The sequence below is a fragment of the Sphingobacterium siyangense genome (assembly GCF_023277505.1).
Lineage (GTDB): Bacteria > Bacteroidota > Bacteroidia > Sphingobacteriales > Sphingobacteriaceae > Sphingobacterium > Sphingobacterium siyangense.
The window spans coordinates 2,652,839-2,669,307 of the sequence record NZ_CP080574.1; the positions used below are offsets into that span (position 1 = coordinate 2,652,839).

General features: G+C 37.9%; 17 protein-coding genes. 10 read left to right on the plus strand and 7 right to left on the minus strand.

The annotated features are described in order from the left end of the window. The first annotated feature begins 29 nt into the window (after positions 1 to 29). Positions 30 to 1,181 (plus strand): iron-containing alcohol dehydrogenase, encoded by a 1,152-nt coding sequence (locus K2F45_RS10670; protein ID WP_248933527.1) that lies wholly within the window; start codon positions 30 to 32, stop codon positions 1,179 to 1,181. Positions 1,182 to 1,334: 153 nt separating this feature from the next. On the opposite strand, the gene K2F45_RS10675 is transcribed toward K2F45_RS10670, so the two are convergent. Further along, positions 1,335 to 1,748, minus strand: coding sequence for a hypothetical protein (locus K2F45_RS10675; RefSeq protein ID WP_088161191.1), 414 nt, complete (start codon positions 1,746 to 1,748; stop codon positions 1,335 to 1,337). A 12-nt stretch (positions 1,749 to 1,760) separates the two neighbouring features. Beyond that, positions 1,761 to 2,540 carry an AraC family transcriptional regulator gene (locus K2F45_RS10680; protein ID WP_075992143.1) on the minus strand — a complete coding sequence of 260 codons (780 nt, stop codon included), beginning with the start codon at positions 2,538 to 2,540 and terminating at the stop codon, positions 1,761 to 1,763. A 92-nt stretch (positions 2,541 to 2,632) separates the two neighbouring features. Between K2F45_RS10680 and K2F45_RS10685 the strand changes: the two genes are divergently transcribed. From K2F45_RS10685 to K2F45_RS10710, 6 genes are all read left to right on the plus strand, one after another. Next, positions 2,633 to 2,884 carry a hypothetical protein gene (locus K2F45_RS10685; RefSeq protein WP_075992144.1) on the plus strand — a complete coding sequence of 84 codons (252 nt, stop codon included), beginning with the start codon at positions 2,633 to 2,635 and terminating at the stop codon, positions 2,882 to 2,884. Beyond that, a complete protein-coding gene (locus K2F45_RS10690; RefSeq protein ID WP_088161192.1) occupies positions 2,871 to 4,205 on the plus strand; it encodes a TolC family protein in 1,335 nt (444 codons plus the stop codon). Before K2F45_RS10685 ends, K2F45_RS10690 begins: the two co-directional genes overlap by 14 nt. A gap of 10 nt (positions 4,206 to 4,215) precedes the next feature. Next, complete coding sequence (locus K2F45_RS10695; RefSeq protein WP_075992146.1) at positions 4,216 to 5,262, plus strand: HlyD family secretion protein; 1,047 nt, start codon at positions 4,216 to 4,218, stop codon at positions 5,260 to 5,262. Between the two features lie 2 nt (positions 5,263 to 5,264). Continuing rightward, positions 5,265 to 6,854: an MFS transporter gene (locus K2F45_RS10700; RefSeq protein WP_248933528.1), complete on the plus strand. Its 1,590-nt coding sequence runs from the start codon at positions 5,265 to 5,267 to the stop codon at positions 6,852 to 6,854. A 274-nt stretch (positions 6,855 to 7,128) separates the two neighbouring features. Next, entirely contained in the window at positions 7,129 to 7,716 is a 588-nt protein-coding gene (locus tag K2F45_RS10705; RefSeq protein ID WP_248933529.1) for a Crp/Fnr family transcriptional regulator, read from the plus strand. 54 nt (positions 7,717 to 7,770) lie between these two features. After that, positions 7,771 to 8,478, plus strand: coding sequence for an MBL fold metallo-hydrolase (locus K2F45_RS10710; RefSeq protein ID WP_159728437.1), 708 nt, complete (start codon positions 7,771 to 7,773; stop codon positions 8,476 to 8,478). Positions 8,479 to 8,568: 90 nt separating this feature from the next. Here the strand turns inward: K2F45_RS10710 and K2F45_RS10715 are convergent, their stop codons facing one another. Further along, complete coding sequence (locus tag K2F45_RS10715; RefSeq protein ID WP_088161196.1) at positions 8,569 to 9,039, minus strand: DinB family protein; 471 nt, start codon at positions 9,037 to 9,039, stop codon at positions 8,569 to 8,571. 124 nt (positions 9,040 to 9,163) lie between these two features. Between K2F45_RS10715 and K2F45_RS10720 the strand changes: the two genes are divergently transcribed. Continuing rightward, complete coding sequence (locus K2F45_RS10720; RefSeq protein ID WP_157698425.1) at positions 9,164 to 10,804, plus strand: hypothetical protein; 1,641 nt, start codon at positions 9,164 to 9,166, stop codon at positions 10,802 to 10,804. Between the two features lie 187 nt (positions 10,805 to 10,991). On the opposite strand, the gene K2F45_RS10725 is transcribed toward K2F45_RS10720, so the two are convergent. Together K2F45_RS10725 and K2F45_RS10730 are read right to left on the minus strand one after the other, a co-directional pair. After that, complete coding sequence (locus K2F45_RS10725; RefSeq protein WP_088161198.1) at positions 10,992 to 11,933, minus strand: hypothetical protein; 942 nt, start codon at positions 11,931 to 11,933, stop codon at positions 10,992 to 10,994. A 9-nt stretch (positions 11,934 to 11,942) separates the two neighbouring features. Beyond that, complete coding sequence (locus K2F45_RS10730) at positions 11,943 to 12,422, minus strand: hypothetical protein (RefSeq protein ID WP_075992154.1); 480 nt, start codon at positions 12,420 to 12,422, stop codon at positions 11,943 to 11,945. A gap of 274 nt (positions 12,423 to 12,696) precedes the next feature. Here K2F45_RS10730 and K2F45_RS10735 point away from each other — a divergent pair, with 274 nt between their 5' ends. Both K2F45_RS10735 and K2F45_RS10740 read left to right on the plus strand, forming a co-directional pair. Beyond that, entirely contained in the window at positions 12,697 to 13,443 is a 747-nt protein-coding gene (locus tag K2F45_RS10735) for a nucleotidyltransferase domain-containing protein (protein ID WP_075992155.1), read from the plus strand. After that, on the plus strand, positions 13,440 to 14,507 hold the full coding sequence (locus tag K2F45_RS10740) for a DNA polymerase beta superfamily protein (protein ID WP_088161199.1): 1,068 nt from the start codon (positions 13,440 to 13,442) through the stop codon (positions 14,505 to 14,507). Before K2F45_RS10735 ends, K2F45_RS10740 begins: the two co-directional genes overlap by 4 nt. A gap of 122 nt (positions 14,508 to 14,629) precedes the next feature. Here K2F45_RS10740 and K2F45_RS10745 read toward each other — a convergent pair whose 3' ends face one another. Beyond that, complete coding sequence (locus K2F45_RS10745; RefSeq protein ID WP_075992157.1) at positions 14,630 to 15,394, minus strand: LytR/AlgR family response regulator transcription factor; 765 nt, start codon at positions 15,392 to 15,394, stop codon at positions 14,630 to 14,632. Then, a complete protein-coding gene (locus K2F45_RS10750) occupies positions 15,375 to 16,391 on the minus strand; it encodes a sensor histidine kinase (RefSeq protein ID WP_248933530.1) in 1,017 nt (338 codons plus the stop codon). Before K2F45_RS10750 ends, K2F45_RS10745 begins: the two co-directional genes overlap by 20 nt. Between the last annotated feature and the right edge of the window lie 78 nt (positions 16,392 to 16,469).

Here is a 16,469-nt window from a genome sequence, read left to right on the forward strand (position 1 = left end):
CTTTGCATCAGAAATTTAATGTAAAATATATGAGCAAGTTATTTGTTGCCAGCGAAGTATTCCACGGGGCTGGTACATTGTCGGAATTGAAAAATCTAACTGGAAAAAAAGCCATCATCGTAACTGGTGGTCAATCCATGAAAAAAAGCGGAACTTTGGACCGTGCCATAAGTTATTTGACCGAAGCAGGATTGGAAACTGCTGTTTTTGACGGTGTCGAAGAAGATCCATCATCGGCGACAAGCCTTCGAGGTGCTGCAGTGATGACTGATTTTCAGCCCGATTGGATCATTGGTCTAGGAGGTTGCTCTGCAATTGATGCGGCAAAGATGATGTGGGTGTTTTATGAATATCCCGATGCAAATTTTGAAGCGATGACCCAACCTTTTAACGTGCCAACATTGCGTCAAAAGGCTAAATTCATTGCCATTCCATCAACAAGCGGTACAGGTACGGAAACCACAGGATTGGCTGTGATTACTGATCGGGAAAAAGGAGTGAAGTATCCAATCGTATCGTATGAATTGACGCCGGATATCGCTATTGTCGATGGAGAGATTTGTGCCACGATGCCTGCACATATTACCTCCAATACTGGTTTAGATGCTCTTACACACTGTGTGGAAGCCTATGTGTCCAACATCGAAAATAACTATGCCGATGCCTTGGCTAAAGGGGGACTGGAAATTGTTTTCGAAAATCTGGAAGAGGCGGTCAATAACCCGACAAACATTAAAGCACGCCAAAATATGCACGATGCATCTTTTATGGGCGGACTGGCTTTCAACAATGCCTGGTTGGGTATTGTCCACTCTCTCTCGCATCAGGCAGGTGCACTCTACGGCGTCCCTCACGGAGCTTCCAATGCGATATTCTTGCCTAATGTGATCCGTTTTAATCAGACAGCTACAACAAGATATCCTGATTTGGCTAAACTTGTCGGTAGAGATTCGGCCGAAGGATTGGCACAGGAAATTGAAAAACTAAGAGCTGCGGTCAACAATATTGGCTCCCTTAAGGCATTTGGCATTTCCAAGGAAGACTGGGAAAAAAATCTGGATTATATGGCCCAAAATGCTTTGCAAGATCCATGTACTGGCTTTAACCCGCGTAAGCCTAGCCTACAGGACCTAAAAGACCTTTATAGCGCTTGCTACGAAGGTGTGATTTACGAGAATTAATCGAACAGACCACAGAAAGCGGTTGTAGCGAAAGTGCGCAATCGCTTTCTTCTGAATAAAAAGCACTGCTCCAGCTGAAACCGCAACCAATATCTTATAAACGAAACTAAGTTTCAATCGTTTAAAATAAAAGATGCTGTATCGATAAAGATGCTATCGATTGAGGATGATCGCCATTTTGTCTTCTTCGGGCATGGACATGACCAGTACTTGGGGAATAAAGCAATACGCTATTCCATCAATCTTCGAGATATCCATATCGACATAGTTAATCATGGAATCAATTTTAACCCCGTATTTTATAAGAGAAGAATAAAGTTCATTGGTCACCTTTGTTGCTTGCTCAATGCCGCCCATGCATTCAATTATACGGGGCGATGTTTGACTTAGAATACCTTCGATATCTCCGGAAATAGACGCTTTTGTCATGGTTGAAAGTGCTTCCCTAAACTGCGGATCTTTTTGAGCAGAGCTTATATGGTGAAAAATAGTAAATAATGTAATTAACAAAAATGTTCTTTTTCGCTGAATGTTTTTAAACTTGTTGAACCAATTGTTGCTTTGCATAATGGAAAGAGGCTATTTCGTTTTAAATTCCGTAGGTCTCATATTGGTGAGCAGATAAAAGTTATTGCTAAAAGCCGCTATATTTGAATAGCCAATCTCGTAGGCAATCTCAGTCATATTGAAATCTGTATCGTTGATTAATTCCATTGCCTTAATAATTCGTAGCATTTTTAAGTACTGAACAAATGTAATGTGCAATTTATGCTGGAATAATCTGGTGAGACTGCGAACACTCATTCCTGATTGCTGAGCAATCATCGCTAAACTTAGATTTTCATTTAACCGATTTCTAAAACTGTCGATTATGGTATTGAGCCTTTGATCGTCTGTTGTAGGAAGTTGTATGGAGAATTTTTTGAGATTTTCTTTTGATAATACGCCTTTCAGCGTATTTAAAAATTCATACTCCCACGAACCTTTGTAATAATCACCTTGCCACTTCTCACTAAATGAGAGCATTTCTGCCAGGAGCTTACTCACTGGATAAATGCCCAATTCCTCATAAAAATTACCAGCACTTTCTTCCGGAAAATAGATATTGATAATAAACAGGTCCTGCGTATTGAACATCAGGTTGTGCCGATAATTTTTTGGTATCCAAATATAATGATTTGAGGGAATATAGAAGTCCTTTTCGTCAGTCTGCAAGTAAGCAATCCCGCCATAAACTAATAACAACTGAGCTTTATTGTGCTGGTGAGCAGGCAAACGCTGCTCCGTTTGCTGTCGCATCACGAGGATTGAATCAGGGTTTTGATCAACAATATGTATTATTTGACTAAGAATTTCCATGTGGCCAAATTTAATAAATATTAGGCTAATTATATGAAACCATACTTCGCCATGCTGGATAATTTTGCCGTGTAAATAATAGTAAAGTCATTATGAAATATAAAATTATAACATCTCACAAAGATTTTAAACTTGAAACACAAGCTCAAAAATCTGATAATAAATCACATCATTCAGATGAAGAAATTGACAGTGCATATATCTTCTGGTTTGCTTATGGGTATAACTATGCTTTTATGCCAATGGTAGATTTAACTTTTGCCTTTGATGAATTGAAAAAGATCGTAAAACCATGGCTAGTAAAAGGAAAGAAATATATAAAGAAAACCGATGAAACAATATAGAACAGTCCCTATTTTGGGCATATTGTTAGCCCTATTTGTACAATCACTCTATGCCCAGCATATAGAAAATGCGCGGGTATTAAGTTTGGAAGAAATTTGGAAAGTAGCCGAAACAAATAACCGTCAACTGAAACTATCCGACCTACATCTCCAGCAGAGCAATTTAGAAATATTGGAAGCGAAAGACCGTTTGTTGCCGGAACTTTCGGTTGGTGGAGATGCAAAACTCAATTCCAAATTCCTGATCTATGACAATGGATTATTTTCTTCTCCACAGGATGTGCCTGTAAAAGGTTATGGTTATGGCGTGGGTTACAACCTGAACGTCAATCTTTACAATGGTGGTAAAGACAAAAGAAACATTGTCATGAAAAAGGAAGAAGCGGTACGCATACAATATGAAGTTGATCTGCAAAAGCACAGTGTAAAATATAATGTTGCAGCGGCTTACTTTGATCTATACAAGTTTCTGCATTTCCATGATTTTCTTGATGCAGAAATCGGCGCAGAAAAAAAACAACTGGCACTCGTAGAAAGCCTGCATAAAAACGGCACTGTGCTAAAGAGCGATGTATTGAGAACCTCCGTAAAATTAGCTCAACTGGAGCTCAGCCTTTCTGATGTTACGAAGAAGATTGAAATCGCTAAACAACAGGTCAATATCCTGATGGGGCGTGAAAATGATGCTGAGCTGGCAATAAAATACCAAGATACAATCGAGTTAAGCGCTATCACTGAAGGTGACTATGAGGATTATGTAGACATCGCTTTTAACAAATCGCCGGCATACAAGATCGCCTATAGCACTGTCAAATTGAGCGAAATGAACATCAAGCAGGTAAAAGCGATGCTGTTACCTAAAGTCTCCTTGTATTCAACTTACAATTACACCTATCCGCAGATTTCATTCTATCCGTATTCTAATGATTTATGGGGATTTGGTCAGACAGGGGTTAAAGTCCAGTTTTCTATCGATAATCTATACAAAAGCAAGCATTCCATCGCTCATGCCCAAGTGGTCAGTAATGAGGCAAGAGAAAAAGCGAACATTAAAAAAGATGAAATCTATCTTCAGGTAAAAGAAGCTTATTTGCAGCGGCAACAGGCTTTGGAGAGTATGGAAACAGCGGAGCAAAATATCATTAAAACCGCCGAAACTGTTCGTGTTATCAGAAGTAGCTACATAAACCAGGAATCACTTCTTACCGATCTTCTAGAAGCCGAAAATGCTTTACTGGAAGCTAAGTTTAATCTGACAACGGCACAAACAAACGTCAAACTTACGCATATCAGGCTATTGGCAATTATCGGAATTCTTTAATACAAATATCATGAACAAAAATAAAACAGATAAAATTGTTGTAAGCTTAACCAAATGGTTTGGTATCACATTATTCGTAGGAATCATTATTTGGGCAGTAGCTTATTTTTTTGAGGGATATCGCTATGAACAGACCAACGACGCTCAGATTGATGCCTATCTTTCCCCGATAAACGCAAAAGTAGGGGGCTATATCCGTAAAATATATTATAAGGACAATCAGCAGATTAAAAAGGGCGATACACTTGTGGTGATTGAATTGGATGAGTACGGGCTGAAAAGAGATGCTGCGTCCGCAGAACTCATGAGCTCACAGGCAAAATTACCGATCTTGGCGGCAAGCGAAGGAACGCAGGTTAAAAGTATTGCAGTCATCAAAGCCCAATTGGGAGGTGCTAGAGCGCGATTGAATCAGCAGCAAAAAGAATTTGACCGGTATAAAAATCTACTGGCGGACGAATCGACCACACAACAAAAATTCGACAACATCAGTGCTACTTTATCCATCACCCAATCAGATTATGACCAGACAAAAGCTTCTTTACAGGTCGCCGAATCTAAACTAAACGATTTCAGGGTACAGCGCAATGCCATAGAGGCAGAGATAAAGATAAAAGAAGCACTTCTCGAAAGACAAGAATTGGACATTAGATATACCGTTATCACAGCACCTTTTGATGGACAAATTGGGAAGAAGACCATTCAGGCAGGACAACTGATACAGCCCGGACAGACTTTGGCATTCTTGGTGAACAGAGCCGAGGAAAAGTGGGTAATGGCAAATTTTAAGGAAACACAGATTGGGAAATTCAAAATCGGTCAAGCGGTATCTGTTGAAGTCGATGCTTTTCCAAATGAAAAATTCACAGGTACAATCGAATCCCTTTCGCCAACCACAGGCTCCCGTTATTCGTTGCTTCCGCCAGATAATGCTACCGGTAATTTTGTTAAAATCATCCAACGTATTCCTGTTCGGATTAAACTGACCGATATGTCCGAAAAATTAACTAAGCTTTCTGCCGGAATGAATGCGAATGTTTACGTTTTAAAAAACTAACGATGCAAGCACATAAAATACCAATTTTTAAATCCTGGGTATCAGAATGGATGGCAAGGTCCGTCATATTTGCTATTCTCATGAGCAGTCTGTTTAGTTTTGCCTTTTACGGAAGTCCGGTTGCTGCGATGGGCTTTTACGGAATACAAGCTACCGATGTACAATATGGTATGGTCGTTATTTATGGTTCTACCGTAGCCTTTCTGGCTCTGGATTTTAGAATCGTAAAATATTTCGCACCAAGGGAATATCTACTGCTGGCACTTGCGGTAAATGCACTATGTGCTGTGGTCTGTTTTTATTTCAGAGATTGGGCATTATTTGTTTTCTGTCAGTTTTTGCAGGGTATTACCTGTGCATTGATGTCGGGAATTGTGTTACAGCTTATTTTTCCACGGTTACAGTCTGTACGTGCCCGTGTGATTGCTTATAGTCTCCTTTATGGCAGTATACAAATCGCTGTACCATTTTACTCCATCTATATCAGTGTCGTCATTCATTTCTTTGATTTCAACTGGATATTCTACGGATTTATTATTGTAGTCATTATGCTGACATGTGTTGTTTTACTTACCATGAACAGTAAGGCCCGGTTTACTAGAAAAATACCTCTGTATCAGGTGGACTGGATAGGCTATTTATTTTATGTGTCTTTTATCTTGATAGTTGGATACATCCTTGTGTACGGACGACAATTGGGATGGTTTGATAGTTCATTAATCAGTACACTTTGTTTAGTTAATTTAATTATTCTTTCTCTTTTTATTAGCAGAGAATTGAAACTTAAGCGACCATTAATCAATTTACAGATCTTTAGAACAAAGAATTTCGTTATTGGGCTTTTGCTTCTTTTTACCTTTTATATCTTTAAAGGAAGTACTGGGCTTGCCTATGGTTATCTTGAAGCGATTTTAGGAAACCATCCACTGAGTACCATTCCGATATGGATTGCCGTAATTGTTGGAACTGTTTTGAGTATGTTTATCATTTCCCGATTTGTCTTGATGGGCTATAACCTGATCCGGATGATTATTGTTGGTTTTGGGTTGATGGCAGTATATTATGCCTATATGATACTATTTGTTTCTGTACAGGGCGAAACAGCCGATTTCCTTCTGCCCATGTTTATTTATGGTGTGGCAACAGGTGTATTGTTTGTTCCGATTGTTTCATTTGCGGCATCGTCGGCGCCTTCCAAAATCGCCGTCCATGCCTCTCTGATTGGTATATTTTCAAGGTTCATAGGCTTTACAGCTAGTCTGGCACTTAATAATGAGCTTCAATTATTTGCAAAATCATCCGTAAGGGAAAAGGTGCGGGAATCGCTCACCGAAACCAGCCCTCAATTGCCTGTTACCTTACTGCATATTCAAAACCAGTACATAAATGCAGGCAGTGATATGTATACGTCAAAAACAGTATCTTCCGGCTATTTTAATCAAATGATCGGTCAGCAAATATTGGCTCGCGCTATCAGGGACTATTATGATCTGATGTTGACAGGTTTGATTTTTGTCATCATTATTCTGCTGCTTTTGCCTCAAATTCAACATGTTGTTTTGAGATTAAGAAAAGGAAATGTTCCTTATTAAGGTATTGTTATTTCAGAAATTATCAAAGCAAAGTATTATGTAATTCCAAGGCCGGGATCGAACACTTGGCGCATGAGCCTATAGGCTACAAGATTACGCAACCGATTTCGTTTGAAGGAAATTTTCTGATCCCAAATTTTATAAATAATTTGTCGTAATGACGCCTTTTTTAGCAGTCAAATGTGTTAATGCAATTATTCTTAATTTTGTATGCCGGATTTGGTATAGGCTCCAAATTTTTTAAGATCAGCAATAGAGGACAAAATAAGATGATATGACGGATGTGCTTGAAAAATATCTATTCTCGATAGAGATGTTGTCTGCTGACGAAATAAATTTTTCTGTTCAGTTCTTCAAATCACTTGGTTTGAAGAAGGGTGATTTTTTTATTCATATGGACGAACCCTGTCGTCATATTGGATTCATATCCTGTGGTGCGGTAAAAGCATATGCTATTGACAAGGAAGGTAAAGAAAATATAACCTGCTTTAAATTTGAAAATGAATTTGTAACCTCATTCCCTGAGTTTGTCGCTCAGGAAAAATCCAGAAGGAGCATCAGGGCTGTGGAAGATAGTATAATCCATAGGATAAGCTATACTGATTATCAATACCTGCTTGGTCAAGTGAATTCTTGGCACAAGGTTATACAAGCTGTGATGGAACGGGAATATAGCCAAAAGGAACAATATCTCCTGAATTACAATAATAAGTCAGCTCTGGATAAATATCACTATGTTCTTTCGAATGAACCCAAGCTTGTTCAGCGCATAGCGACACAGGACCTGGCATCCTATTTGGGCATTACACAGAGATCTCTTACACGGGCGAAGGGACAAATACACAGCCCCAAAGTATTATAGGACAAATGTCCTTATGTATTTCTGTTCAGTGATATAGATTTGCACAAAAAAGCTATGTTACATCAAATTGCCCAAGAAGTGTTCCATGTTCCATTGATGCCACGAAACAGTATCAACTGCTATATTGTAGAGGGTGTATTGGTTGATTGTGGGATACGAAGTTCATACAATGTGCTGAAGGATGCCCTTCAGAAAATACCTGTCCACCAACATGTACTTACGCATGCGCATGCAGACCATCAGGGCTGTAGTGATCAGCTCTGTGATGAGTTTGGAATACCTTTACTTTGCCATGGAAATGAAGTGGCTAGGACAGAAACAGGTATGGTAACCAATGACTACCCAAATCCCAAACATTGGATCGCAAAACTTCAACAAAAATACTGGGCAGGACAGGGTCACAAAGTCGACGGTACACTCGTTGAAAATGATAGCATCGGAAACTTTCGGGTCATAGAAACTCCAGGTCATTCAAGCGGTCATATTTCTTTATTTCGTGAGCGAGATGGTGTATTGATAATCGGGGATGCCGCTACAAATATGAACCTGCTCACAACAGTGACTGGCCTAGGGCTCCCTCCAAAAATATTCACGTCGGATCAACAGCACAATATTAGATCGCTTCAGAAGTTGGCAGGACTGAATCCCTCCATCATATGTTTCGGTCATGGCCCGGTGATGCGAAATACGGACCGAAAGTTTGAGCAATTTGTAGCGGAATGCGTATCGTTGTTCAATTCGCGAACCACGGCCCCTGTATGAAAGTAAAAAACAAAATAAGAAGTTCCTTATTTCTTGAGATGCTCTAGTGAATTTTTCAAATTCAGAACTTTTATGAAAACTGGAAACATCTCATTGCCTTAGAAGTTTTAAGTAAGTTAATATTATTCCGCTGTGCTCGGCTTCGTGAAAGTTAGCCGCTTGAAGCGCCTGGATGTGATTATTGATGGAGAAGCCAATTGGTAAGCTGAATGGTTGGTATTCAACAAATATACCCGATGCTAAATCTTTACTAAGTTGGTTTACTGTATAAAGCAATAGATGTTTTATTTCATCAAGGTCTGGCGTATTTTTCCAAGTACGCGGTGCAGTTCCAATTTTGAACGTTTCCATAAAATCCTGTGATATATGCATTGGAAGTCCACTACGCATATACATATGTCGCTGTTGGGAAGTGATACAGTGACCAATTTGCCAAACGATATTATTGTTAAAGCTTTCTGGAATCTTAAATAATATGTTATTATCAACTGTTTCTATTAATTGTAATAACCTGGTTCTGCTAGCTTTTAAAATTTCAAATTCAAATAATTCATTCATCATAGTATTGGTTAATATTTTAAATTAATTTAATAAAATCATTGTGAATTTCGTCTGATATGCATATATTAACTAGTAAATATTCAAAGTCCTGTTAATAAATGTTCTAAACCAAAATCTTATAATTGTGATTCATCTCAAACTAAATATACACTGTAAGATTTTGGTATTTATTTTTTTTCTTTCTAGCTGTACACCTGTAAATAGACCAATAGCTAAATTAAATAAGTTTACTCAAGGGGGAATGAATCAATTGACAAATGATTCATTAGGACTAAAGATTGATTTCTATGGGAACGCAAACCTCGGATCTAAGTATATAGATTTAAAAGATGTCAGGTCTGTTTTTCGAAAGAGAAAAATAAAGTTTCCATCAAAGAATATTGTTTTGTGGGGTACATATGATGTGACAAGAAACCCGATGTATTTTGTGGGTAGTTTGGAAACTTTTTTAAATGTCTCAAAGTTCACTGCAGATACTTCTATGTATCATTGTATTTATTATCGAAGTATTCAGAAAAATAGAGATAATATAATAAGTAGTGTAGCGATCCCATATAAAAAAGATTCATTTCTTTTGATTAGCGAGGTTAGGACGGAAATCACCGATATGCAAGAAAGTGCTAAGGATGTTTTAAACAGCATAAAAACTTCATACAATTTTTTGGCTTACGGAGCAAAATTTGTCGAGCAAAAACCAGATGAAGAACCCGATTATTTTAGTATAGCTGAATCAGCTTTTAAAGATAGGGGATATGTTAACTATGTATATCCAAGAGATACCTTAGAAAAGCTTGTTCTGGAAAACGAAAACAGCCAATTTGCGAACGAATTATTTAAATCATATAGTTCGTTTCTTGGTGAAAGTGTTCAATATGATAGCGCGACTAAACAAGAACAACAAGCAGTCGAAAAAACGGCTGTTACAATCGACGAGATAGTCGAAAAAATTAAGGCACATCGAGTGCTTATGTTTAATGAGAATCATTTACAACCACGCTGCCGTTTGTTAATCAATCTTTTGCTACCAAAACTTTCCAAAGAAGGTTTTAATGTCCTGGCTTTAGAAAGTCTATCCGAAGATGAAGACCGGATTAATAGATTGGGATTCCCAAATGTTGAGAGTGGATTTTACACTAGGGACCCTAATATGGCGAATCTCATTAGAACGGCAAGAATTTATGGCTTAAAAGTGATTGGATATGAAGATTTTGGCAATGCAAGTCAAAGAGATCTTCAACAAGCTAAGAATCTTATTCAAAAAAGTGAAATCGCTACAAAAAATCAAGTTAAAGTTATTGTATTAGCCGGAGGAGGACATATTGAAGAGGGGGATACCGGAGAAAATAAAAGTATGGCTCAGTATTTTAAGAAACTGACTAAAATTGATCCCTATACGATTAATCAAGTTAAATTTTTAGCTATGCAAGAAATTAACGATTCAATATACGTTATGGATAACAAGGTGTTGAATGGTAATGACTTGTATTTATCAAATAATCTGAATAGCGATAAAATAGTGATTGGATCCAATGATTTAAATCGAAGATATCTTCTATTAAGTACTGATTCGACCAAATCAGGCAAATCTGCCATTTACATCTATCATGAAAAGGAATATCAATTGGATAAAACAGCGATCCCAGTTTACTTGTCACTTTCTCAAGAGGATTCATTACAGATAGAGCTTCCAAAGGGAATATATAGATATCTCAAGAGAGATTACTATGGGGCTATAATTCATCAAGAAATTATTGAAGTGGAATGATAAACTGATATGAGTTTTGGTCAGAAGAACTGGAAGCCGCAACTTATCGGTGTATTTTGGGAGCACTGTAAATTTTTTCTTGAAATACTTCTTCATTTAAATCATATCAATCTTGAAGGGTAATTCAAATAGATAACCAATAGTTAAACTTAGGAGTCCGCTTTTAAATTTAGGCATTAAAATTAAATTACTCAGCGATCATCACCTTTTCCTCCCTGATATTATTTAGAAAATCCGTGTATTTTATGGGTAGCTTTTTTCTGTGGTAATAAAAATAGAAGTCAAATGAGCCCCCGATGATTCCCTTATCCGGAGCATATACAAATCGATCAATTCCTCGCTCAAAATCATAATTATACTCATGTTGTGTCCAATCGACATAGGTCCAAAACTGATATCCCGTTCCATGCTGTGCTAAGGTGATTTTTTTGGATAGGTATTCTCTTCTGTCCCGGGACCAATCTAAAAAGGAGAGCGGGTCTTCACCTATCAGATATAAAGGGAATTGTAAACTAGGATAAGCGCCTTTAAAAATTTTTTCGAATTGAAGTACACTATAGGTCGAATCTTGGGTATTGATAGTCCCATAGACATTCGTAAAAGCTTGCGGACGATTGCGGACTGCATAAAACTGTAACAAACAATACTTTGGTGCATAGTAAGTATCTCCTTTTTTTATAATTAGCTTATACGCATTATAATACTTTGTTGTTTGCTTCACCGTGTTGTTGAAGTACGATAACGTATTTTTTTTATGAAGCTCTTCCAGATCTTTAAAGTTAATCATTGAAGAACGAACAGTATCGGGGTTGATTTCATACCAATCTTCTGAACCATCTAAATGAGGTAGAATGGAAAATAGCATGATATTATAATCATGTTGTCCATTATATATACCCTTGTTACCAATAAACGTCTGTACCCTACTCATTACATTAAAAAGATGCACTTCACGCTTGATCTTATATAGCGGATAGGTGTTTAACCTAAAGGATGACGTTACAAACTCTTTGGTATCTTCTTCAAAAAGGAAATATTTGGTCTGACTAAATCCTTCAGTATAGAATAATAGGTAGATAACGATCAACCAAATTTTATTGCACTTTGTTCTAAGCTTAACAATGTTCATTTTTGACTGTTATTTGAATTCACCATCCCATTTTAAAGTGATTCTGTTCCCTGCATTGGTCTCGAATTTTAAAATTTCTCTATTCCCATATTTTTTGGTTACCAATGTTCCCTTGGTAACGTTGATTCTGTCGGTTTGTCCGTAATCTTCCTCTAATTTATAGGATACATCTATAGCATTATTTTTCACAATCGTTGAGACAGAATTGATAAAATAGCTGCCAGAAGAAAGTTGATTGTTACGGGTAAAGAACAGTAATTTTATGCTATTTTTACTAGTCGCAGAGCTAAAAGTGTACAGATGATTTATTCCGTCTACTAGCTTACCATCAACAATTAGATTTCCGATCGATGTTTGTTTAGATCCCTTATCAAAGGCATAAATAGCTTTGTTTACTGTAATTGTACCTATGCCGTTTTCTTTTTCTTCGTTTTTTTTACATCCGGTAAAAAAAGAGACTATAAAGATGACTGGAAATAAAAATTTCATATATGGTTTTATTGGGAAACTCAAATCTATATATTATTGAGTATTAATGCAAGTCGGTGTTTTAGGTTTGACGAATGAAAGAGTTGCTACCTTATGTTACGCAATCTATCTGCGTACTTTTATATTCCTATGTAAGGTTCGATTTTTCATGGAAAATTATATGCCTGATATTGAGTGATCTCCTGTTGTTTTTATGCTCTTTTTTTAATGCGCAAAAAGGCTTCAGTATCGCAATTGATCTTTGTGTTAATGAAAAATTAAAAAACACGAAGAAATGAAAGCACATATCATCAAAAAGCTCATGGAAATAGAAGCGAGCGAAGGAATACGTATACTTTTCGCCTGTGAATCAGGAAGTCGGGGCTGGGGTTTCCCATCAATCGACAGTGATTACGACGTACGTTTTTTTTATGTGCGAAAAGCGGAGGACTACACCCGCTTGTTTCCGCTGGCGACCGAAATGCGATTTCCAATAATCGATGACCTCGATATGGTAGGTTGGGACCTCTTTAAAGTACTCACATTATTGTATAAGAGTAATGTGAGTCCATTTGAATGGATACAGTCGCCAGTCGTCTATTACGAGTTTAACGGATTCAAAACAAGTTTTAGGACAATGATCGGAAATTATTTTGACGCACGTAGGCACGCCCATCATTATTTAGGGATTGTCCGTAGCAAAATTGAAGATCTCCAACGAGAAACGAATAAGCTCAAGAGCTTATTTTATATCCTAAGATCTTTACTTGCAGCAGACTGGAATATCACCTATCGCAGTTATGCGCCTATGACATTGGCAGAACTATCCGTATTATTGCCTGATGTTGTAAAAATGGAAGTGTTGGAATTGCAGCTGTTGAAGAGTCAAGTAGATGAGGGGTTTATATACAACTGTTCGGCGACCATAAGCAATTATATTGAAACAAGGTTAATAGATTTAGAGCATCAAGTAAAACAGGTTCCCGTATCTGTATCGGATAAGGAAGGACTGGAGAATTACTTTAAAACCGTATTAAGATGACTATAGACGAACTTCGAGATAGCGGGCTGATCCTGTTTAAGGCCGTTGTCGGTAGCCGGGCATATGGATTGGCCACAGCATCTTCCGATACCGATATAAGGGGGGTGTTTTATCTGCCCCTGGAATATTACTTGGGCGGTCAATATATTGCGCAGGTTGCAAACGCAAGCAATGATGAAGTTTACTATGAGCTTGGGCGCTTTGTGGAGCTTCTTTCAAAGAGTAATCCTACTGTATTGGAGCTTTTGGCTAGTCCTACCGATTGCATACTATACAAAGATCCTCTGTTTGATCAATTTAAAATGCAGGATTTTATCACCCGAGAGGCCGCAATGACCTTTGCGCAATACGCCATGGTACAGGTGCGGAAGGCAAAAGGATTGAACAAGAAAATCAACAATCCGATGGATCGAGAACGTAAAAGTTTACTGGATTTCTGCTTTATCATAGCTGGTAATGGTAGTTTATCGTTAAGAGCCTGGTTAAGCAAGCAGTTGTGGAAACAGGAAAACTGTGGTTTAGCGAAGATCGAACATGCAAAGGGGATGTATGCCCTGTATTATGATGAGACTCAGACTTTGGGTTACAAAGGCATCGTTGCTACATCAGAGAGCACTGAGGTTTCCTGCAGTTCTATCCGTAAGGAAGAAACACTTTGTGCGTACCTCTTTGTTAATCACGAAGCTTACTCTTCGTATTGTAAGTCCTATAATGAATATTTTAGTTGGGTTTCAGAACGCAATGAAGCGCGCTTTCGAGGGACAATGAATCACGGGCAGGGCTATGATGCCAAAAATATGATGCATACCATACGTCTATTGCAACAGGCAAAAGAGATTTTGTCTAAAAGTGAACTACAGGTACAACGTTTCAATAGGGAAGAGCTCCTGCGCATCAAAAATGGTGCTTATAGCTATGATGAACTTTTTGTCTGGTCGCAAGAGCTCTTTCAGGAAGTGCAGGAACTCTGCTTGCACAGTTTACTTCCGGCAGTGCCAGATCAGGATAAGCTAATGCAGCAATTGGTTGACATGCGTAAGCAGCTTTATCAGATCAAGCTATAATTCCTAATGCAAGGATCTAATCTGTTATTCCAAATGATCTTACGAACTTTAAATTAGATCGAAGACCAAAACATGTTAACTTTTAAGTGGACATATTCAAGCATAAAGCGGACATTTGTATCTTAACGATCTTCCAGCCAACTGAGGAACTGGGCGGTCTTTTCTTTGCCTATAAGCAGCTTATGGTCTGTGTGGACAGTCAATTTGACATATAGTTTCCTGGCGAAATAATGTTCAACCTCTTTAACGGCCGAAAAACTGATTAAATACTGTCTGTTCAGCCGAAAAAAATCTTTGCCAGATAATTGGGTGGCCAGCTGATCCAGGGATTGACTGAGATCAAAATGCTCACCCTTAAAAGTCACCATGGTCGGAGAGGTGTAGTTAATATAGATAAAAGCAATATCTTCTGTCTTCACCGTCATGTACTTATTGTTTTTGAACACGAGAAAGCTCTTCTTTTTATTGTCTTCGCCACTGATCTTCTGGATCAGTTCAACAAGATTATTTTCGGTGGTTTTCTGAAAGAAATTCTTGAAATTATCTACCTTTTCAAAAGCGTTTTTTAAGTCTGTTTCTGAAAAGGGTTTAAGTAGATAATCAATTCCGTTCTCTTTTATAGCCTCCATTGCGTATTCACCAAATGCTGTGCAAAAGATGACAGGACATACAACCTTTACCGACTTGAATATATCAAAACTGATCCCGTCAGAAAGTTGTATATCCATAAAGATAAGATCCGGCGTGGCACTGTCAGAGAGGTAATCTATAGCTCCTTCAACGCTCTGGATCTTTGCCATGATCTTAGACTCTGGACGAAGTTTCGATATCAGGTTCTCGAGGGAACGGGCAGCTTTAATCTCGTCCTCAATTATTAGTATGTTCATATATAATGGGAAGTTTTATAGTAAATGTTTCAGTATCCATTAGGATACTGATCTCCTTTTCGGATAGATGAAGATAACGCTGGTTGATATTTTCAAGTCCTAAACCGGTAGAAGGTTCCGGTATTTTCCTGGGCTGTATATTATTGCTGACAATAAGGTAATCACCTTCCTGCCCAATGGATATATGTAGGGGTTTCTCAAGTGAAACTATATTATGTTTAATGCAGTTCTCTACCAAGAGCTGCAATGTAAAAGGAGGAATAAAACTTCCATAAATTTCACGTCCTAGATTCATTGAAACAACTAAACCTTCCTCAAAACGTGCTTTTAATAGGTAAATATAGGAGTCCATGATCTGTAGCTCCTCTCCGAGTGGAAGTAGGTTCAGTTTGAGGCTGCCCAAAGTAAACCTGTAAAAATCAGCAAGCTTGATGATAAATTCCGCTGACTGAGTGTCATTGCTTTCCACCATGTATTTTAACGTGTTGAGACTGTTGAACAGAAAATGCGGATTTACCTGCTGTTTTAAAAGCTCATACTGTGCTGCGAGGTTCGCGGACATCGAACGCTCAAGTTCCCGTACCACCTGCTGGTTGAGATAAGTCTGGTATAGGAGATGTATAAACATATAGAAAGTCAGGTTGATGAGTACACCTCTGACCTCATACATCAGCATTTTAGGTCCAAAATTGAGATGTGAAAGGATGTAATACTGTATTGAGGAAAGTAGGAACATCAATACCAAACCAACTCCTAAACCTCTGAAAAGTTGAGGTGATATCACATTTTTGCTGCCCGTTTTCTTTGTATAGGCTGGTATCGAATAGATATTGTAATACCAGATCAAAAGAGCAAAACCCGTGGTTACACCAAAGTCCGCAATACCCTCAGAAAGAATAAAATTATGGTCCACAATCTTTGGGATAGATGTTAGTATACCCAATGATATTGAACTGATCCAGATTAGTTTATGGGATATATAAAAAGGTGTCTTCATATTTTGCTTACCGTTGTTAAGCTGATAATGTTTTATATAATTTGCTGGTATTTCGGGCTGTTTGAAATGCCAGCAAAT